Consider the following 20,533-nt stretch of genomic DNA (forward strand, 5'->3'; position numbering starts at 1 on the left):
AAAAAAATCCTTTTTATTTAAATTTATTAATCATGTCTTTGATACCAGGAATAGTATGTACTTGATATTCATGATGAGGGTCAAAATGTTGCACTAATGATTTAGAGGTTTTACCCACAATAATAGTGAAGTAATACATCTCATAACCCGGTGCAGCAACACTTGGGTGATAGCCTTTATCGATAGCAATAACACTGCCTGATTTAACGTGATAAACCGGTCCACAGTCATCTTCATGTTCATAAAGGAATTGCGCACCAAAACCTTGTCCTGGGTTAAACTGGAACTGATAAACTTCTTCGTAATTTGTTTCTAACTCGCCACGGTCACAATCATGTTTGTGAGCAGGAAAACCAGACCAGCCGCCGGCACCCACAGTAAATAACTCACTGACTAATAAACGGCCACGCTTCGGTGCATTTGCCTGCCCTAAAATATGCTTTATTTTACGGTGCGTTTTAGTATCGTCAGAGCCGTATTGAATTTTGTCTACGGTAGTAACAGCAAAAGGCGCTAGGACTTCATCGTAAAGGCCACCTGCAATCATGATATTCGCTTCATCACTATCACAAGTGATTTCGGCAACCATACCAACAGGCACATAAACAGATTCAGGATCTCCATCCCAAATGCTGGCACGCTTACCAATATTAGGGAAAGTTTGATCACCAACAACGATAGAACAAGTGCCTCCGCCTAAAACGATAACACTTTCATAGCCGGCAACTTGATGCGTAAATGTTTCACCTTTTTTTAACTTAACTGGATTAAAAAAACATAAAGGTGTCGTATCATCATTTACATCAATAATTGGTTGGTTCTTATTGTCAAAAGGTGCGATGTGCTTTCCCATATTAATATTCCTAATTAGTTTTAGTTAGTGAATCAAAATCATATTGTTTGTTTTAACGAGCAGCTTGTTCAAATGTTGCAATAAAAGATTCCAGCTCGTCTTTAGTCGGCATAGCTTCAGTACAACTGGTGCCACTTACGTTAATAGCAGCCGCAGCTGAACCATTACTAACACCTTGCTCTAAAGTACCGCCAGCCGTTAATGTCCAAATAAGCGCGCCAGCAAAAGAGTCGCCTGAGCCAAATGGTTTTTTCGCCTCAACTCTATAGATACCTTGTTCAAATTGATGACCATCTTTGCAATAAACACGCGAACCTAGTTCACCCGCTTTAATGATCACAATCTGTGAATTTCCTTGTAAAAAACGGGCCGCAGTTTGATCATCATCGGTATTACTGGGTGCGACCACTGTTTCCATCATGTCGAACTCTTCACGATTACCAATCACAATGTCCGATAGATTAGCTGCAATACCATAATAAATAGAGGCATCAACATCGCTGCGCCAAGTCATTGGACGATAGTCCACATCTAGTACCACGACGGTGCCAACACTACGTGCATATTGCATTGCTAATAAGGTAGCTTCACGACTTGGACTTGCTGACAATGCCGTACCGGTAACAATTAATGTTTTACTTTTTTTAATATAATCAGGGTCAATTTGTTCTGTTTTCAGCATTAAATCCGAAGCATTATTGCGATAGATTAAAACATCACAATCACTCGGTTTCATTTCCGTAAAGGCGACGGAAGTACGCGAACCACTACCATCAACCATCATGCCATCAAGGTTAATACCCTGTTTTTCCATATAACCCTGTACATAACGCCCAAATGAATCGTCTGCGACACAACCAATAAAACCTACCTTTGCACCCAGCTTATTAATCGCTACGGCAATATTAGCCGCAGAACCACCGACATATTTTTCAAAACCAGAGACATCGGCAATATCCGTATTCGCTTCACGAGCATATAAATCAACACCTGCACGCCCTAATACAATTGCATCTAACGTTCTGTCTTGTAAAAAATTCACTTGTGCCATTATTTATTCCTTAGTCTTTAAAATTAACCCATTGCGAACCGTTATCTGCGGACTCAGCACATTTCTCACAGAGTCGGGTACCTTCAATACCAGCATCAATACCTGGAAACCACATGCTATCTAAAGCGGCTTGATCATTTTCTGCAACGGCATTAAATGCATAGGCAAAACGAGCATATAGATTAGCCCAAGATTCAAAATAACCCTCAGCATGACCACCACCGATTCGATTACATGAAACACCTTGATCATCTTGGTATAGATACGGCATACCTCGGTCTAATACACGAGGCGCTTCACCTTGAATTTCATAACGAAGTTGATTTGGAAATTCATCCCACCATTCAATCGATGCTTTCGATCCAACAATGCGAATTTTTTGTTGATGCATAGAGCCTGAATTAATTGCAGATGCCCATAATGTACCAACAGCACCGCCTTTAAATTTAAGCATCACATGCGCATTATCTTCCAATGGTGCGCGTGATTTAATAAAGCTTTGACGCATGCAACATAGGCTCTCAACTTCCATCTCAGTAATCATTTCACATAAAAAATGAGTATGTGTGCCTAGGTCGCCCAATACATAAGTAGGGCCGGATGCGGCAGGTGTTACACGCCACTTTAAACTTGGATCATCTTTCTCATATTCTTCATTATGAAAACCATGAGCAAATTGCGCATTAACAACACGAATATCACCGAGATCACCACGACGAACCATTTCACGGGCTTGGTGGATCATAGGGAAACCTGAATAACCGTACATCACACCAATAAGGCAGTTATTTTCAGCAGCTAACGCTTTAAGCACATACGCCTCATCCGTGGTAAAAGTCAGCGGTTTTTCACAAATAACATGTAATTTAGCTTCTAATGCTGCTTTACATATTTCAAAGTGAGTGCTGTTAGGTGTCGCAATTGAGACAGCTTGAATACCATCTTCTCGGCATTTTTCCTGTGCAAACATCTCTTTATAAGTTGCATATGAACGCGTTCCGTCAATGCCTAAATTCACCGCAAAATCACGACCGCGATCAGCATCTAAATCAAAGGAGCCGGCAACAAGCTTAAATAAACCATCTCGTTGCGCTGCATTTCTATGCGAATAACCAATTTGACTACCACGACCGCCGCCGACCATCGCCCAACGAATAGGCTGTTTTAAATGACTTTCTTCATTAAACATGTTGTTCTCACATTTCATTAAATAGCAGGAAACAAAACGACTACAAGCGACTAATGAAAGGCCTAACATACTTCGTTAAACCTTCTATACGCATTCATTTCCTAACAAACAAAGGAACCTTGTTACACAGTCAGCGCTTTACAGGCCAAACTTTTGTGCGTAACCAGAGATATTTTGATAAGCCGTTTTAGCAAAAACTAATGGATTAGCCTTGGCAGGATCTTGCTCCGCTTCAACCAATAACCAGCCTTCATAATCGCGTGCTTTTAATGCAGTGAAAACATCATCGTAATTAACATCACCGGTACCAGGTACAGTAAATACACCATCTAATACTGCACTTAAAAATGATTTATCTGCAGCACGTGCCGCTTCCATCACTTCTAAACGTAAATCTTTAAAATGCATATGCCCAATACGATCACCCCAGCGGTTAATAATATTCACGGGGTTACCACCACCGTAAGTAATATGACCCGTATCTAAGGTTAAAAAGACAGAAGGCCCCGTCACTTCCATAAAGGTATCAATGTCTTTTTCGGTCTCACAAATAGTGCCCACGTGATGATGGAAAGACAGCTTAATGCCATGCTCGTTTAATAAATAGTCAGCAACAACAGTGATTTTTTGACCATATTCTTGCCATTGTTGATCGTTTAAAATCACACGTTTAGAAACAGGAATGGCGATATCACCATGTACAGAATTACTCACTTCGCCATATACCATTGCTTTACAACCAGCGGCTTTCAATAATTTAATATGCGTTTGCATCGCTTCAATTTCTTGCTCTGCAGTGTTGGTCATTAAGTTACCGCTAAACCAACCAGATGCGAGAACTAAACCGTGACTTTTAAGTAAAGGAACTAATATTTCAGGATCTCTTGGATATTTAGTGCCAAGCTCAGTGCCTGTAAAACCGGCTTCAGCCATTTCACTTAGACACGTTTCTAGCGGGATATCGCCACCTAGCTCTGGCATATCGTCATTGGTCCAAGTTAAAGGGCTAATACCATATTGAACTTTACTCATACTTATCTCCGGATTAATTGTGGTTACTGAATGAATTGAGCGTACAAGCTTTAAATCCTAATGAGCATTGACTTGTCGCTAGCCAAATCGAATATACGTCAAAAAAAATATAATGAAAATATTTTTCCATTAATACTTAGTGCTTTATCAACTTTTTTTGGAAAAAATTTATTGACCTTCTATTTTCAAGCAAAACAAAAAATTAACATAAAAAACCATTTAAAAATAAAAAGCATATAAAACAACAACTTAATTTGTTTATTTTTTGTTAAATTCACACCCCGTGATAAGCTTAACGTTTCAATAAAAATAAACAGTAAAGAAATAGCGCTTTGATAAAATAAACAATAATATCAACCCACCAATAAAAATGAAAAATATTTTTCTATTGAAAAACTTTATTTGCACACCCAGTAATAGAGATTAATTTTTATTTTAAAAAGACCTATAAACAGCACTTACCGAAACGAGTAAGCCGTAAACGGGTTAAAGCCCTCTCTAAGCCTTATAAATGGCAGTTAGAGCAGGAAAAGATTAAAAACGAAAGCAACGTAAACACAAAATCATAAATGACAGCACATTGACACTTTAAGGAACACAGTATGTTTAATATTGCATTATTTGGAGTTGGAAGAATTGGACGCATTCATGGACAAAACATTCATGATCATGCTCAAACTAATCTTTATTCGGTTATTGACCCCTACGTAGAAGGGCGAGAAGAGATATCTGAAAAGTACGATGCCAAAATTCAAACTACAGAAGAAGCAATGGCAGATCCAAATGTAGATGCCATCTGTATTTGCTCTGCAACGCACACTCACGTCAACCTTATAGAATTAGCGGCAGCCAATGGTAAAGCAGTCTTCTGTGAAAAACCCATCGATCTAGATTTAGCAAAAGTACGTAATTGCCTCAAAGTCGTTGAGCAACACGATACCATCTTATTTATCGCCTTTAATCGTCGTTACGATGCGCACTTTAACGAATTAAAGGGTCGCTTAAGTGAAAATGCAATTGGACAAATTGAGTCACTGATCATTACCTCTCGAGACCCTTCTGCTCCACCAGCAGAATATACTAAGATCTCAGGTGGCATGTACCGAGACATGACTATTCATGACTTCGATATGGCACGTTATTTAATGAATGAAGAACCTACTAGCATTACCGCATACGGTAGTTGTATGGTTGATCCTGAAATTGCTAAAGCCGGTGATATTGATACGTCAGTGGTTGTTTTAACTTTTGCATCGGGTGCGATTGCAACTATTAATAATAGTCGACGCTCAGGTTACGGATACGATCAACGAATCGAAGTACATGGCAGTAAAGGCCTCTTAACTGCAGGTAACATCAATGAAAACTCAGTCAAACAATTCGGTGACCAAGGGACTATTGAAGCAAACCCTGAATACTTCTTTTTACAACGTTATGCAGGAGCCTACAAAAATGAATGGAACCATTTTGTTGAAGTCTTAGGTGGAGCAGAGTCATTATCACCAGGTATAGATGGTGAAAGAGCACTGGCGTTAGCAGATGCTGCACTAGAGTCATTACAGACTAACAAAACAGTGACATTATAAAAAGTGCGCTACTAAAACGTTAAAAATAAACCATCAACAACATGGTTAACTACTGGTATTAAAGAAGGTAAATCAACAGTGGTTTATTTTCTTATTTGCTATCAAAAAGCTTGGATTTAAGTTCAAGATAATGAATAGGTGATTGTATGAAATTTGCATTACACGGCATGTGTTCTTTACATAACAATATTGTAAGCGATATTCGTCTTGCAAAAGAAACCGGCTACCAAGGCTTGGAAATCCATACGGAAAAATTATGGCGTTATATAAATAGTGGCTTAAGCAGTGCCGACCTAAAAGCGAAACTAGATAATGCAGGCATTTTGCCCTCTGCAATTGATATCATCGGCAGTGTTGAAGCACCTGATAAAGCGACACAACAAAGTGTGTTCAAACAAGTTGAAACCCTATGTCAATTTGCAAGCGAGATTGGCGCTCCCACGATTCAAGTAAACTCATTTGAAGGGCTCAATGGCCTATCAGTTGAAGACAACATAAAAATCACCGCGCAAAATATTGCACACATTGCAGATATCGGCAAAGAACATAACATTCGCTTTCAATTTGAAGGTGCAGCGTGGACACCTATTGCAAAATTAGATGATTATCATCGTTTACATGATGCCGTTGGCCGCGATAATTTTGGCTTTGTATTAGATACTTGGCATCTTTGGTCTTGCCGAGGCGCAACCTTAGAGCAAGTCGCTAAAGTAGACAAAGAACTAATTTACAACATACATATTTCCGATGGTCTAAGACCTGGTGAAAACCAACCTTGGGTAGATGAAAAAGAGTTACGAGGTTGCTTAATTGGTGAAGGTGAAATCCCACTACAGGAATGGATTGATGCTATCCAATCTACAGGATATGACGGTTTCTATTCCGGTGAATTTTTAAATGATCAGCTATGGGAAGGTGATCATTATGAGACAGCAGAGAAAATGCTATCAGGCATGAAAAAACTCGTTAAATAACTTTCCTAAAGGCCCCTTACCCTGTTGGCTTCATTGTCGTTCTAACCGACCTAGAGGCCTTTTTTAAGGTCAAAAGCGGCTTAACCACGAAGGCACGAAGGGTGAAGAAGGTTAAGTATTTAATATCAGATTATTTTTAAGTCGTTATTAGTAAAGCATAAATCTTGATTAAAGTTTGTGGGTGTCCAGCTCTTAGGTGTCTCCAGCTCTTAGGTGTCCAGCTCTTTATATGTTGTCGTTCTAACCGACCTTGAGGCCTTTTTTATTGTGGTGCTGAAGCTTGATTCAAACATTGAAGCATCATTATCATAGAAATAATTAAGCCATTTATTTATTAACTACTCGGGTAGATAAGCAGTAAAGTTATTATAATCCTCAAGCACATCTTTTAATACTGTCGGTGATATTGGAATCAGCCCTACGTTTAAACCAAAAGGCTTAAACACTTTATTCAAGATCTCCACGCTTGAGTTGCTTCTATTATTTTCTATATCTGAAAGTTTTTTACGAGAAACATTAACTAATTTTGCATACTTTTCTTGGTTAAAACCTAGTACTTGAATGCGTAGCTGAATTAAAGCATCTCCTTGAGTAATCTCAGAAAATAGTAATTTAGCAATAACACTATTAATGACCGCCTTGCGTAACTGAGCATCTTTAATGGCAGTATTATTAGACGAACGTTGCCTAACTTTAACTTCATCGGCTTCCCCACTATGCACAACAACAGGCACACCGGATAATTTAACTTTCCTCTGTGACTCATCATTTTTAGCATTGATGCGTTCACCCTCACTATTAAATTTCATATTCCTATCTGCATTATGCTTTTTTAAGAAGTTGACGGTATCCGTTAAACTTTTATTTTTCACAACAAGCCCCACTGTTCTAATTTTTCATCAAGAAAGTCAAATCCAATTGCAGGCATATTAACTATTAGTTCGGGAACACCACGCACTATTAACCTCTGCTTTAAACCTACTAACTGACGCGCTGTTGACTTTAGTTCGCTTAATAAGTGTTCTGGTTCAATTAAATCACTCAAGGAGTATGCAATCTCAACAAAGTTAAATGCACCACCAAGCTCTAAAGTTGACGCAGCCCATTTAGTTGTTCGAGGTATACCTTCTGGATCTGCTTTCATAGGTGCAAAGTCATAGATGGGTGTTAACCTTATTCCTTTTTCATCTTTATAGAATGATGTATTTCTTCCGTGGTTATCACTATTACCAAAGGCAACATTTAACAGATCACGACGAACCCATTCGATGATAAATGCCTCTACATCAAAGTGCAGTTTTTTCTCTTTCACCGTATTACTTTCAGTGATCAGCGTAATCAAATCACGTATTGTTTCACCATGATCTAAAATAGCACCAGGTTGTTTTCTTAACATTGAATACACAGATTCCATACCATAACGTTTGGTCGTCCCATCTGCTTGAGTCTCTATATCGAACCTTGGCAACCAAAGTGAATGATAGTTTTCACCTTGTTCTAATTTCATGTTTGCTACAGGTATAGTAATAAACCCCATATCGGTTAACTCATGATAATAATGGTATTCGGTGACGAGTACCGCATCGTTAACTCCCCTTTTATTCCCTCTTGGAAATTTAACAAGATAATACATATCGTCCACATTTGTATTTTCTTGATAGGTATCTATCCAGACAAGATCATCTTTACTACGTCTTAACAAAAGTTTCGGTGCTTCTCCACCCGCACCTGTTGCCCCGCCTGCTGCTGCGCCTCGAGTTTGTGCATAACTCAAAAAGTCTGCAGCTCTGCTTGTGACTTCCGAAACTTGGAAATATTGCGTAGGTATTTTATCAATCGCTTCGATAGACTCTTTAATACGTAAATTGCCAATGGGAGAAATAGTACCGTATGTAAGTAAAACAAACTTTTGTTGATTACTAGACATCCCTTCAGTATCTATTTGGGTTAACCAGTATTTACGACTTGAACCACTAGGAATAATATCGTCAATGAACTTCAACCAGCCTCGTTGACCATTACCATCAAAAAATAATTCAACAGGATGGTTGATAGAGACTGCATGATGGTCATCCTCAGAAAGATGATCAATTGCATAATCAAATTCATAATCAACTTCGCTAATATCATAGGTGTAGTTAGCATTATTCGGGAATGTAATCTTCGCAATATCCTTCCATGAGTTATCAATGAAAGCTTGTACCGTTAGCTCATTTAAATTTTCAAAATTAATCGCCTTCATAGAATTCCCCTCAATAATAATGAACACTATAGCACTCAAAAAAGAACAATTATCGAAATAAAGTTCATTATAGTACTCAATATTTTTTGATATTGAGTTATTAACCACAACCCGACTCATTGATTTGATGTTTAGAGATAATTTATTGAATATCTTCAGATAAAATATTAATGCGTCTTATAGTGCTCAATAATTAACATTAAAATCATTTTTGAGTACTATAATACCCATTTGTGATATTAGGTACTTAACTATATTTAGTATGAATTGAGTAATCGGAACCTGTAGCGATGCTTGGACTGACGGAAATTGAACTGTAAAGGTGATCATTATGAAACAGCAGAGAAAATGCTATCAGGCATGAAAAAACTCGTTAAATAACTTTCCTAAAGGCCCCTTACCCTGTTGGCTTCATTGTCGTTTAAGCGACCTTGAGGCCTTTTTTGTGGACGATCAATAACTAAATAATTACGCCGTAACGATTCAACATCTCTAGCTATGTATTCCTATCTATTCTAATAATTTTTAATATACCTAAATCACTCTGAGGTTATAGCCTGAAGCGCTAGTTTATTTTTCTACACTTACTTTAATGCATAAGAATGCATTGATGAAGGGTAGTAAATTGTTATTTGAAAAAGAGTTATTGGGGTTCATGAAACCGAATACAAAATGACAATGAAGATAATTGAAAATTTCTTTTAATATGAATCTGATTAACAAGATTACGGATGCTAAAGTTCCTGCTAAACGGTTTATTTTACTCAAAAAAATACTGAATGTTTCTACGTTCAGTATTTAATATTTAATATTTAATTATAGTTCGACTAACAAATAAATTAGCCGAACTCTTCTGTTACTTTATAAAAGCTTTTTGAGCCATTATGGGAATGAGAAAGACACTCCCTCTCTTACGCCACTTGATGGCCAGCGCTGTGTAATTGTTTTACGTTTAGTATAAAACTTAACACCATCTGGGCCATAGGCATGTAAATCACCAAATAATGAACGTTTCCAACCACCAAAGCTATGGTAAGAAACAGGTACTGGTAACGGTACGTTAATCCCTACCATACCGACTTCAATATTATCCGAAAAATAACGTGCCGCTTCACCATCACGGGTGAAAATACAAGTACCGTTGCCATATTCATGGTCATTAATTAACTGCATTGCTTCTTCCATCGTTTTTACGCGAATGACCTGCAATACAGGGCCAAAAATCTCAGCTTGATAACTATCCATCTCAGAGGTGACATGATCAATTAAGGTCGCATCAACAAAGTAGCCATTTTCAAAACCTTCCACACTAGGGTTACGGCCATCAACCACTATCGTTGCGCCTTGCTCTTGGGCACTAGTAATAAAACCATTTACTTTTTCTTTATGCGCTAGGGTGATTACTGGGCCGAAATCATTACTGGCATTACTATATTCTCCCACTTTTAATTTTTTCATGCTGCTAGTCATTTTTTCAACTAACGCATCACCAGCATCATCGCCAACAGCAACCGCAACAGATAGCGCCATACAACGTTCGCCTGATGAACCAAAAGCAGCACCAAGTAGTTGATTAACCGCATTATCCATATCTGCATCCGGCATAATAATCGCATGATTTTTTGCCCCACCTAATGCTTGGCATCGTTTTCCGTTAGCAGTGGCTGTTGCATAAATATATTCAGCAATTGGCGTTGAGCCTACGAAACTCACCGCTTTAACACGTTGATCGATAAGCAACGTATCAACGGCTTCTTTATCGCCATTAACGACATTCATTACGCCATCAGGTAAACCCGCTTCTTTAAGTAATTGCGCAATAAATAGTGTTGAGCTTGGATCTCGTTCTGAAGGTTTAAGTATAAATGTATTACCGCAAACAATAGCCAGTGGGAACATCCACATAGGCACCATCGCCGGAAAATTAAAAGGAGTGATACCAGCGACAACACCTAAAGGTTGAAACTCGCTCCAAGAGTCGATATTTGGACCAACATTCTTGCTGTGTTGACCTTTTAGTAACTCTGGGGCGCCACATGCATATTCAACATTTTCAATACCACGTTGTAATTCACCAGCCGCATCATGAGAAATTTTACCGTGCTCTTGACCAATAAGCTGACAAATTTTATCACTGTTTTGCTCTAGTAATTCTTTAAAGCGGAACATGACCCTTGCTCGTTTTGCAGGTGTAGTATTGCGCCACTCAGGAAAGGCGGCTTGCGCTGCGCTGATCGCTTGCTCAACGGTTTGCTTACTAGCCAAGGCTACTTTTTTTGTTGCCAAGCCTGTTGCTGGATTAAATACGTCTTGAGTACGATCGTTATCATTGATCATTTCGCCGTTAATGAAGTGGCCGATTAGTTGAGTCATGTTAGTTCCTTATACATTGCCTATCGGAATTTATTCCGAGATTATTGTGTTTTTTATACTGTTTAATACAAAAGCAGCATCTACTTAATTTCTAAAATCGTCTCGCCTAATGCGTTAATTAAACTGTCTATTTCGCTAAGCTCAGAAGTAAAAGGCACACCTAATTGAATGGTGTCACCGCCACAACGTACGTAAAATCCTTTTTGCCACATTTTCATCGCTATCTGATAAGGGCGTTTTGCAGGTTCACCTGGAGAGTGAGCAATGGTAAATGCACCAGCTAAACCATAGTTACGAATATCGGTTATAAGTTCGATTCCTTTTAAGCTATGTAACGCTTTTTCAAAGTATGGAGCGATACTTTTAGCTTGTGCTGGAAAGTTTCCTTTGGTTAACACATCTAACGTTGCTAAGGCCGCAGCACAAGCAATCGGATGCGCTGAATAGGTGTACCCATGCGGTAGCTCTAACATATAGTCAGGCCCACCCGTTTCCATATAAGTGTCATAAATTTCTTGTTTAGAAATAACAGCCCCCATCGGAATAACACCATTAGTAAGCTGTTTTGCTACTGTCATCATGTCAGGTATTACACCAAACTCCTCTGCACCAGTATTAGAGCCCATACGTCCAAATGCGGTAATAACTTCATCGAAAATAAGCAAAATATTATGCTTATCACATATTTCTCTTAAACGTTTTAAATAACCAACAGGTGGTGGAATAACACCTGCAGAGCCTGCCATTGGTTCAACAATCACAGCGGCAATGGTTGACGCATCATGTAAAGCCACTAGCTCCTCAAGTTGTTCCGCTAAATAGGCCCCTTGAGTGGGCATACCTAGGCTAAATTTATTTTCGTCAATCATGGTATGTGGTAGATGAGAGGCTTCGATACCTTGACCAAAAATAGCTCTATTTGGCGCTAAACCTCCGACACTAATACCACCAAAATTTACTCCGTGATAACCCTTTGAACGGCCAATGAATCGCGTTTTGCTAGCCATTCCTTTTTTGCGCCAATAACCACGCGCAATCTTTAATGCGGACTCTACTGATTCAGAACCTGACCCAGCAAAGAAAACGCGATTTAAGCCATCAGGCATTAATTCTGTAATGCGGTGTGAAAGCTCAAATGATTTAGGGTGGCCATATTGAAAGGCTGGAGAGTAATCAAGTGTGGCAGCTTGCTTACTTATCGCTTCGGTTATTTCTGGGCGTCCATGGCCTAAACCACAAGTCCATAATCCAGACAAACCATCGAAAATCTGTCTGCCTTCGCTGTCGGTATAGTAATTACCTTTAGCAGAAACAATAATACGAGGATCTTTTTTAAACTCACGGTTACCAGTAAAAGGCATCCAATGTGTATCAAATTGTGCTTGGCTAATGCCATGATTAGTTTGCTTATGGTTGGTCATTTATTTGCCTCAACAATGTTGTTAGTAGTTTATTTTTACCGTTGAATTAACGATTGCTTGAGGGCATTATCAATGTTTTAATAGATTGTTAAATACAATAATTTCTAACCTAACTTAACCATATGGTTAACTAAATATTTCCTACGCTTAGCTAAAGCACAAGCCAATCACAGTGAGTAATAATTAATGAATGAAAAAAATACATTACTACCTAGGCAATTAGGTGACACACATATTCGCTTATTACGCATTTATAAAGTAGTGATTGAATCAGGTGGTTTTGCCGCATCAGAAATTGAGTTAAACATTAGTCGACCGGCTATTAGTGCAGCAATATCTGAACTTGAGTCTTTGTTAAAAATGAAGTTATGTCACCGAGGTCGATCTGGTTTTGCTATTACAGATCAAGGTGAGAAAGTTTATCAATCTACTTTGCAATTACTTGGTAATCTTGAAAATTTTCGTAGCGAAATGAATGCCATTAATACTGATTTAGTAGGCGAATTAAATATTGGCATTACTGATAACCTAGTAACCAATGAACAACAACGTCTTACTCGCTCTTTAAGTACGTTAAAACTTCGCGCACCTGAAGTCGTTATTAATATTCGTATGATATCGCCTAATGCCATTGAAGCTGCAGTGCTTGATGGACAATTACATTTCGGCGTAGTACCTGAGCTGAGATCGTTAAGTGGACTAACTTATTCATCCTTATATCAAGAAAGGTCGCAACTTTACTGTAGTGAAGAGCACCCGCTTTTTGATAAAAATAACGAAGCGATCAGCGATAGTACATTGTGCGAATATGACGCGGTCATTCCTAACTATCCACAGCCGATAAAAATAAAGCACCAACAAAAAAAATTAAAATCCACAGCAACGTCCACAGATAGAGAAGGTCTTGCTTTTTTAATTCTAACTGGAAGGTTTTTAGGTTTTTTACCTGTGCATTTTGCACAACAATGGGTTGCACAAAACCGATTATGTTCGATTGACTCACATAATCGATATTTTGATACTCACTTTTTTACAATTACTCGTAAAGGAGCGAGGGAAAATTTAATCCTTGAGGCCTATTTAGAAGAGCTAGAAAAAACATTATAAAATCTGCGTGAATACATAACAAACACGTTGAAAAATTTAAACTATAAAGGTAATACTTGCCTTTTATTTTGGTCATAGCGTATCGAGATTAAAATCTGTCTTTTAGATTTATTTAGGCACTGATGCTATTTAGTTTTAAGTGCCTTATCCCTCCCCATCCACAATGAAGCCATTTTATAAACATAAAACTGGTTAATCTAACCCAAACCTTTTTTAATCATTAAATGATTAAATTCACCATTTAACTCGGCTTTTTACGACGCAAAACTAAGGTTAAACATCCTAATAAAAAAATAATTTTAATTTATAAAAAATAAATATTTTTCAATGCTTTTGAGAGGCAATATTTACGGTTGATAACACAGATGAAAGGTAACTATATGGTTAACTCAGCTTAATATATATAGTATTTACCTAAGAGATTAAAAAATGCAGACTCAAATCCTCCTCGCCTATCCGGATAAATATCCAATATGGAAAAGTTAGGGATGTAAACCGTTAAATAATTGATTATCAAAGTATTTAAAAGGATTTTATAATGTTTAAAAAAAGTATCGACACAAAAAAACGAATGATTATTGCTAGCTCTTTAACAGCAGCATTAACTCTTTCTACGATCAATGTTACTGCAGCCGATAACGAATTTATTTTTTCACAATCTTATAATACAGAACATATATTCCATCACACATCCCAAAAGTTTATCAAAAAATTAGTGGAGCAAAATTCATCTTACCAACCTGATTACCATCTAGGGGGGGACTTAGGCGATTGGACCTCGCAATTTGAGCAGGCGATGATGGGCGTTATTCCAATGACCATCACTTACGGTGCATCTGAATTTGACGGTCGATTAGATTTAACTTGGCTTGGTTATGTTGTAGATGATTGGAAAAGTGCTCGTAAAGTTTATGGCCCAGGTGGTCCAATGCTCGATGTCTATAATAAGATTTTTGCCGATATGGATCTAGTAGCATTAGGCATGATCCCAACAGGCTTTGGCTCAATTACTATCCGCAAAGGCGTTGATAAAGTACCGACTACTTTTCCTGAAGATGCAAAAGGGATAAAAATGCGCGTGATCCCTTCGCCATTAGCCATTGAACGTTTTAATAACTGGGGATTCTCTGCTGTCCCTATGCCATATTCAGAGCTATATACTGCTTTACAATTAGGTACTGTAGATGGTCGTGCATTTGGGCCAGCGGTTGAAATTTGGCAAATGCGTGATGTATTACAGGCTTATATTTTAACACGAGACTATTTTGAGCATGGATTTTGGTTAGTGAATAAAGATTGGTGGGAAGATTTACCAGCAGCCGAAAGAGAAAAAATGCAAACATCAGCGGATCAAACGCTTGATTGGGCTTGGAAAGAAGCTGAAGCAATAGATAATAATTTTTTAGAAAAAGTACGTGACTATGGTATTGATGTGATCGAGTTGTCTGACGAAGACCGAACTAAAGCTAAAGACATCATATATTCAAAAGAATGGCCATATATGGAGAAAAAAGTAGGAAAAGAAATTATGACAATGATGCGTGATATTGCAGCTATTAAATAACTCTTTTTAGGTTAGCCTCCGCCCAATCGTTATTCATTATGATTGGGCCAATCCTCCTCCAAATTATAGGCGATATATCAATGAAACCCGGTAAATTAGATGGTGAGAATCTCTCTGAGCAAGTGCCTTTACTAGATAAAGATAACTCTGCTTTAAAACGTTTGGCACATATACTCGATTTGGTTTTACAAGCAGCAATGATCTTTACTGGGTTAGGCCTTGCCATACTCATATTTACTCAAGTCGTTATGCGCTACTTGCTTGACTCATCCTTTGCGGGTACCGAAGAGGCCGCTATTTTATTGGCCATTTGGACCTATTTTCTTGGTATGGGCTACGCCACTAAACGTCGCGCACATATTCACGGGGGGATTGTGAGTCTTATTGTTAGCGACCCATTTAAAATCCAGTTGATCCGCTTTATTGGTTCGATTATTTGCAGTATTGCTGCCTGTGTTTTTGGCTACTATGCATCCAAATATGGCTTTTTTATAATTGAGAAGGGAAGAATGAGTTTGTATCTGCAATGGCCTAAAGGGTTGTGGAGCGCTGGCATGATCTTTGGTTTTGCGATGATGGTTGGTTATTTCTTAATACAAACTGTAACTGATTTTAGGGCGATGTTAGCTGCTAAAAAGCAATCAAATTCTACTCTCAACTCACTTATTAAGGATTAGCACTATGACTATTTTTCTTGTCTGTATGCTGGTTATCGTCGTCTTACTGTTAGCTGAAATTCCAGTGGCATTTTCATTTGGCATTGGTGCTATTTTATTTACCTATGCGACTGGCAATAATATTTCATTTCTAGTGACACATGGCTTTAATACTGCCAGTGGCTTTGCATTGCTTGCCCTACCGTTATTTATTTTAGGTGGGCTTATCATGGCAGAAGGTGGTATTTCCGCACGCTTACTTGATTTTGTTAACTCTTTTGTTGGTCGAATCAAAGGTGGCTTAGGAGCAGTAACGGTATTAACCTGCGCATTGTTTGGTGCTATTTCAGGTAGCTCTTCTGCAGCGATTGCGGCAATTGGACAAATAATGATCCCACGGATGGTGAAAGAGGGATATCCCGAAGGTCATGCTACCGCCTTAGTTGCCTGCTCATCGGTATTAGCATTACTTATTCCACCCAGTATTCCAATGATTATCTTTTCGATAACAGGCGGCTTATCTGTTGGCGCTGCTTTTCTATCAACTATCATCCCTGGTATATTATTAACGCTCCTTTATTGTATTTTAAATTTTTGGATATTACGTAACGACACATCAATTAAAGTAGATCCACCACTACCCTTTAAAGCGGCTGTACGTGGTGTTGCTAAAGCCGGTTACAATGCAACATTCGCATTGTTGATGCCAGTGATTATATTGGGTGCTATTTACAGTGGTATTGCGACGCCGACTGAGGCTGCTGCTATTGCCGTCATTTATGCAATACCTGTCAGTTTGATGGTATATAAAGGATTGACGATTAGAACCTTAGGCGCGGTCACTGTTCGAGCAGTGATCATGACGGGGTCTATTATGGCGGTATTGTTCTTCTTATTTATAATGAGCAGAGCCATGATCCTCGAACAAGTGCCGAAACAACTGGCGGAAGCATTGTTGACAATGTCTGATAACAAGTTTGTTATTTTATTGGTCATTAACTTATTACTACTGCTTATTGGTATGATTGTTGATGATATCTCAGGCGCGGTCTTAGCAGCGATTATATTCTTGCCGATAGTACAAGCACTGGGTATTCATCCGATTCATTTTGCTGCAATAGTGGGTGTTAACTTAGGGCTTGGTAACGTATCTCCTCCTTGTGCCCCCATGCTCTATATGGCCGGAGGGGTAGCAAAACTACCGCTCAATAAATATATTGGCCCCACCCTCAAGTTATTATGCTTAGGTCACTTACCGATGGTTGCTATCGTGACATTTTTACCTGAATTATCGTTATTCTTACCTCGATTATTGATGGGCATTGAGTAATCAATAACGCAGGAATAATGTGCATATATTATTACGAAGCTGTTTAATTGTTGCAGGTGATCATAATGAGACAGCAGAGAAAATGCTATCAGGCATGAAAAAACGAGTTAAATAATCTTTCTAAAGCCCTTACCCTTTTGGCCTCATTGTCGCTCTAACCGACCTTGAGGCCTTTTTTAAGGTCAAAAGCGGGTTAACCACGAAGACACGAAGGATGAAGAAGGTTAAAGGTTGAACTTCAGGTCATTTTAAGTCGTTATTAGCAAAGTATAAATGTTGATTAAAGTTTGTGGGTATACAGCTCTATCATTAAGGTCAAAAGCGGGTTAACCACGAAGGCACGAAGGGTGAAGAAGGTTAAGTATTTAATATCAGATGATTTTTAAGTCGTTATTAGTAAAGTGTAAATCTTGATTAAAGTTTATGAGGCCAGCATTTTTCTTCACATTAAATCACTATTATTCGCTTTGTTAGAGACACCTGTTACCAATGTTTATTTGCAATAATTCGTGGTTACTTTCCCACACATATAACAAATCATTTATTTTTTCATCGCTACCAGGTGGTTGCCATAAATTCGTTTCTTGATGTTTAGCACCAATTCGATGATAAAAACGTCGAGCATTAAGATTGTCTTCAAGGACTTCAAGGTATAACCCTTTATTTTCAAATAACTCGTCAGCCCATTTAGCAATTAAGTATATTAGTTGTTTGCCGACGCCATTGCCTTGAGAAGAACTTGAAACATGTAAATTATCAATGAAAGTTCCCCATTTTGAACTTTCATTTCCAAGCGCACAGATGAAACCACAAATTTGGCTACCTTTAGTTGCAATCAATACTCGCTGATTCTTTTTAGGGTTAGATAGACGACTTTCCCAAGATAAACGTCGTTCTTCCCAAACATCATTATCTAAAAAATTATCAGGGAATATACCTCGATACGATTCACGCCAGCTTTCAGCATGCAACTTAGACAAACTTTCTAAGTCATTTATATTAGCAATTCTGAATTGCATAACCTGAAATCTCCAATGACAATTAACGGGCTGTAGAATTTATCTTTTTTAATAAAAAACATCATAGAACTTTTATTATATTTAAAACAAAAACTTATAAATAATTATTTTCCATAAATTTACAAAATGAAGTTATTCTACAACTTTAATGCCTTAATAATAGGCAAAATTTGGCGGGCTAAAATACGAGAGCAGCGAAATAGTCAGCCGTATTTTGTCCTTGTTTATTAACTTGTTAGGAAATTTTTGAACGTTTATCCTTAGGGAAACGAATATATTTAGGATCTAAAAATTCTAAAAGCTCAATCAAAGCATTCTGCAATTTGACTAAACGAGCTGAATTATAGTTAGATGAAGTAAGAAAACTAGTAACTTTACTTTCAAGTTGCTTCAATAAAGGCTCTTTTTCGTCCGCTATAATTTTCAAAAATTTTGAGTAGCCAATACATTTATAGCACCCGTCTTTTTCTTCTAGTATTAGTTCTCCAATACCTCTTTGTTCGCCAGCCCATATACTCAACGAGTCTTTATATTCGGTAGATTGCCAAATAGAATATATTTCATCTTGTAAAGCCGATAACTGTTTAGATACAGTGCTTTCATGAAACTCAATAAATTGAATTTCCTTACGAATTATTTCTGTCCAAGCAAAGTATTGAGCAATGACATACATTGTATTTTTGATAAAATACTCTTTTTCAGAGGCATCTCCTCTTTCATTTACAAAATACAAACTAATTACGTTTTGACAAACTAGATTAAAAATTCGACTTTGTAGGTCATATGCAGAATGAACAAGTGGACCTCTGTATCTGTCCATGGTTAGTTGAAGGTCAACTGAGCGTTCTTCCGCTCGTATATCTGCCTTGAGCTTCTCTAAAGCCTCATTATTTTCTTTAGCAACTTTACCCTTATAAGATTCTAGCTCACGCCCAAACCAAAATGAAACTAACTTTTGTCCAAGAAAAGCAACAACAGCGAATGCTGACACCGCTCCTCCCAAAGCCACAAATATAATATTGAGAGTTTCCAAACTTACTCCTATTGCCTAACGAGGCTGTAGAATTCCTCCATTTTAGGAAAAAATCCAGTTTTAAAGTTTAATAATCAATTAAAACAATGTGTTAAAAACTAAAAATTTACTCTAATTTGTAAAAAACGAGTTATTCTACAGCCTCTACGCCACGTTAAGCGGACTAAAATTGTGGGTTAAAATGTGTAGCTAAGCGTAACTCACAGTTTTAGTTGCGTTTAAACGCCTTATTAGGTTTTTCACGAAGAGCGGGCAACTTTTTTCTATTTATTGGCATTCTAAAAGTCCCCAAGTTATTAATGTCTGCTAATAAATATTTAACAGTCCCTAGATTACGCTCATACCTAGCTAAAATAACAAGACTAAAATAGAGAAGAGTATTACGTAATATTTTAAATATAAATACTGAGCCAATTCCAACGATCAATGTTATAAACAATACAGAAAAATATAAATTGCGAATTGAATCAAAGCTACTATGAGAAAAAGTTTCAATTACAGTATATAAATTTTGCCCTGTATTTACGGATAAAATTAAGATAATAGAGCAGAGCACTACAAACAGGCTTAGTACTCTTTGGTTAGCATCTATGTTGTAAATAAAATTAAATATAACTTCAATTTTTGAGTTTTTATTTGATAATTTGTTTGATCTTTCGATACTTTTTGAAATTTGTTCTGATATTTTTACAAATTCATATTGAGAGCATCTAAAATACCTAGTTAGATATATGGTTTTGGCCTCATCAATTGTTTTGATATTTCTTTTTTCACTATTACTGATAGACTTTAGAATATACTTTTTATTTTTACTTTTAAGTTCAAAAACAACAATTCCCATAACAATTTCAGTGATAACAATACCCCAAAAATACAAATTAAAAACGTTGTCGCTCTGCCCCTTAAAGATTGTATTACTCCAAATAATAAAGGATGTAAAAAATGCGATTGTGGTAAATAAACTCCCAAACACATACCAATATTTATGTTTTTCAAAGGACTTTAGCGATTCAAATTGTAAATAGTATTGATTAGAAAAACGATATAATTCATTCATAACTACCCTAAAAATCTAACGAGGCTGTAGAATTTCTCATTCTCAA

The 20,533-nt window shown here is 37.4% G+C and carries 17 protein-coding genes; 6 read left to right on the forward strand and 11 right to left on the reverse strand.

Features of this window, described 5'->3' with window-relative positions:
• Positions 1-13 precede the first annotated feature (13 nt).
• From MT391_RS03505 to iolE, 4 genes are all read right to left on the reverse strand, one after another.
• A complete protein-coding gene (locus tag MT391_RS03505; RefSeq protein ID WP_166368348.1) occupies positions 14-853 on the reverse strand; it encodes a 5-deoxy-glucuronate isomerase in 840 nt (279 codons plus the stop codon).
• Positions 854-905: 52 nt separating this feature from the next.
• Positions 906-1,904, reverse strand: a complete 999-nt coding sequence (gene iolC / locus MT391_RS03510) for a 5-dehydro-2-deoxygluconokinase (protein ID WP_499496932.1) — start codon at positions 1,902-1,904, stop codon at positions 906-908.
• A 10-nt stretch (positions 1,905-1,914) separates the two neighbouring features.
• A complete protein-coding gene (locus tag MT391_RS03515; RefSeq protein ID WP_499496933.1) occupies positions 1,915-3,093 on the reverse strand; it encodes a Gfo/Idh/MocA family protein in 1,179 nt (392 codons plus the stop codon).
• Positions 3,094-3,231: 138 nt separating this feature from the next.
• Positions 3,232-4,125, reverse strand: coding sequence for a myo-inosose-2 dehydratase (gene iolE, locus MT391_RS03520; RefSeq protein ID WP_166368354.1), 894 nt, complete (start codon positions 4,123-4,125; stop codon positions 3,232-3,234).
• Positions 4,126-4,727: 602 nt separating this feature from the next.
• On the opposite strand from iolE, the gene iolG reads away from it, so the two are divergent.
• Together iolG and MT391_RS03530 are read left to right on the forward strand one after the other, a co-directional pair.
• Positions 4,728-5,711: an inositol 2-dehydrogenase gene (gene iolG, locus MT391_RS03525; RefSeq protein ID WP_499496934.1), complete on the forward strand. Its 984-nt coding sequence runs from the start codon at positions 4,728-4,730 to the stop codon at positions 5,709-5,711.
• Positions 5,712-5,857: 146 nt separating this feature from the next.
• On the forward strand, positions 5,858-6,685 hold the full coding sequence (locus tag MT391_RS03530) for a sugar phosphate isomerase/epimerase family protein (protein WP_499496935.1): 828 nt from the start codon (positions 5,858-5,860) through the stop codon (positions 6,683-6,685).
• Positions 6,686-7,023: 338 nt separating this feature from the next.
• Here MT391_RS03530 and MT391_RS03535 read toward each other — a convergent pair whose 3' ends face one another.
• From MT391_RS03535 to aptA, 4 genes are all read right to left on the reverse strand, one after another.
• The gene (locus MT391_RS03535) at positions 7,024-7,557 is read right to left on the reverse strand and encodes a helix-turn-helix transcriptional regulator (RefSeq protein ID WP_346774305.1); all 534 of its coding nucleotides are present in this window, start codon (positions 7,555-7,557) and stop codon (positions 7,024-7,026) included.
• Positions 7,554-8,927: a type II toxin-antitoxin system HipA family toxin gene (locus MT391_RS03540; RefSeq protein WP_499496936.1), complete on the reverse strand. Its 1,374-nt coding sequence runs from the start codon at positions 8,925-8,927 to the stop codon at positions 7,554-7,556. The genes MT391_RS03535 and MT391_RS03540 overlap by 4 nt, the downstream gene beginning before the upstream one ends.
• Positions 8,928-9,809: 882 nt before the next feature.
• Positions 9,810-11,300 carry a CoA-acylating methylmalonate-semialdehyde dehydrogenase gene (locus MT391_RS03545; RefSeq protein WP_499496937.1) on the reverse strand — a complete coding sequence of 497 codons (1,491 nt, stop codon included), beginning with the start codon at positions 11,298-11,300 and terminating at the stop codon, positions 9,810-9,812.
• An 80-nt stretch (positions 11,301-11,380) separates the two neighbouring features.
• Positions 11,381-12,721, reverse strand: a complete 1,341-nt coding sequence (gene aptA, locus MT391_RS03550) for an omega-aminotransferase AptA (protein ID WP_299662734.1) — start codon at positions 12,719-12,721, stop codon at positions 11,381-11,383.
• 186 nt (positions 12,722-12,907) lie between these two features.
• Between aptA and MT391_RS03555 the strand changes: the two genes are divergently transcribed.
• The 4 genes from MT391_RS03555 (at position 12,908) to MT391_RS03570 (ending at position 17,378) form a co-directional block, all read left to right on the forward strand.
• Positions 12,908-13,828: a LysR family transcriptional regulator gene (locus tag MT391_RS03555; RefSeq protein ID WP_299662731.1), complete on the forward strand. Its 921-nt coding sequence runs from the start codon at positions 12,908-12,910 to the stop codon at positions 13,826-13,828.
• Between the two features lie 538 nt (positions 13,829-14,366).
• Positions 14,367-15,392 carry a TRAP transporter substrate-binding protein DctP gene (gene dctP, locus MT391_RS03560; protein WP_499496938.1) on the forward strand — a complete coding sequence of 342 codons (1,026 nt, stop codon included), beginning with the start codon at positions 14,367-14,369 and terminating at the stop codon, positions 15,390-15,392.
• A gap of 80 nt (positions 15,393-15,472) precedes the next feature.
• Entirely contained in the window at positions 15,473-16,069 is a 597-nt protein-coding gene (locus tag MT391_RS03565) for a TRAP transporter small permease (RefSeq protein WP_499496939.1), read from the forward strand.
• 4 nt (positions 16,070-16,073) lie between these two features.
• Positions 16,074-17,378, forward strand: a complete 1,305-nt coding sequence (locus tag MT391_RS03570) for a TRAP transporter large permease (RefSeq protein WP_499496940.1) — start codon at positions 16,074-16,076, stop codon at positions 17,376-17,378.
• A gap of 470 nt (positions 17,379-17,848) precedes the next feature.
• Here the strand turns inward: MT391_RS03570 and MT391_RS03575 are convergent, their stop codons facing one another.
• The 3 genes from MT391_RS03575 to MT391_RS03585 form a co-directional block, all read right to left on the reverse strand.
• Complete coding sequence (locus tag MT391_RS03575; RefSeq protein WP_499496941.1) at positions 17,849-18,397, reverse strand: GNAT family N-acetyltransferase; 549 nt, start codon at positions 18,395-18,397, stop codon at positions 17,849-17,851.
• A 235-nt stretch (positions 18,398-18,632) separates the two neighbouring features.
• A complete protein-coding gene (locus MT391_RS03580; protein ID WP_499496942.1) occupies positions 18,633-19,430 on the reverse strand; it encodes a hypothetical protein in 798 nt (265 codons plus the stop codon).
• 208 nt (positions 19,431-19,638) lie between these two features.
• On the reverse strand, positions 19,639-20,487 hold the full coding sequence (locus MT391_RS03585) for a hypothetical protein (RefSeq protein ID WP_499496943.1): 849 nt from the start codon (positions 20,485-20,487) through the stop codon (positions 19,639-19,641).
• Positions 20,488-20,533 lie beyond the last annotated feature (46 nt).

The organism is Vibrio sp. 1-Bac 57 (assembly GCF_037546855.1).
In the GTDB taxonomy this organism is placed as follows: Bacteria; Pseudomonadota; Gammaproteobacteria; order Enterobacterales; family Psychromonadaceae; genus Psychromonas.

Bases quoted from the DNA above. Each gene is read 5' to 3' on its own strand.
- MT391_RS03505 (WP_166368348.1), bottom strand. From the start codon at position 853: ATGGGAAAGCACATCGCACCTTTTGACAATAAGAACCAACCAATTATT.
- iolC (WP_499496932.1), bottom strand. From the start codon at position 1,904: ATGGCACAAGTGAATTTTTTACAAGACAGAACGTTAGATGCAATTGTA.
- MT391_RS03515 (WP_499496933.1), bottom strand. From the start codon at position 3,093: ATGTTTAATGAAGAAAGTCATTTAAAACAGCCTATTCGTTGGGCGATG.
- iolE (WP_166368354.1), bottom strand. From the start codon at position 4,125: ATGAGTAAAGTTCAATATGGTATTAGCCCTTTAACTTGGACCAATGAC.
- iolG (WP_499496934.1), top strand. From the start codon at position 4,728: ATGTTTAATATTGCATTATTTGGAGTTGGAAGAATTGGACGCATTCAT.
- MT391_RS03530 (WP_499496935.1), top strand. From the start codon at position 5,858: ATGAAATTTGCATTACACGGCATGTGTTCTTTACATAACAATATTGTA.
- MT391_RS03540 (WP_499496936.1), bottom strand. From the start codon at position 8,927: ATGAAGGCGATTAATTTTGAAAATTTAAATGAGCTAACGGTACAAGCT.
- MT391_RS03545 (WP_499496937.1), bottom strand. From the start codon at position 11,300: ATGACTCAACTAATCGGCCACTTCATTAACGGCGAAATGATCAATGAT.
- aptA (WP_299662734.1), bottom strand. From the start codon at position 12,721: ATGACCAACCATAAGCAAACTAATCATGGCATTAGCCAAGCACAATTT.
- MT391_RS03555 (WP_299662731.1), top strand. From the start codon at position 12,908: ATGAATGAAAAAAATACATTACTACCTAGGCAATTAGGTGACACACAT.
- dctP (WP_499496938.1), top strand. From the start codon at position 14,367: ATGTTTAAAAAAAGTATCGACACAAAAAAACGAATGATTATTGCTAGC.
- MT391_RS03565 (WP_499496939.1), top strand. From the start codon at position 15,473: ATGAAACCCGGTAAATTAGATGGTGAGAATCTCTCTGAGCAAGTGCCT.
- MT391_RS03570 (WP_499496940.1), top strand. From the start codon at position 16,074: ATGACTATTTTTCTTGTCTGTATGCTGGTTATCGTCGTCTTACTGTTA.
- MT391_RS03575 (WP_499496941.1), bottom strand. From the start codon at position 18,397: ATGCAATTCAGAATTGCTAATATAAATGACTTAGAAAGTTTGTCTAAG.
- MT391_RS03585 (WP_499496943.1), bottom strand. From the start codon at position 20,487: ATGAATGAATTATATCGTTTTTCTAATCAATACTATTTACAATTTGAA.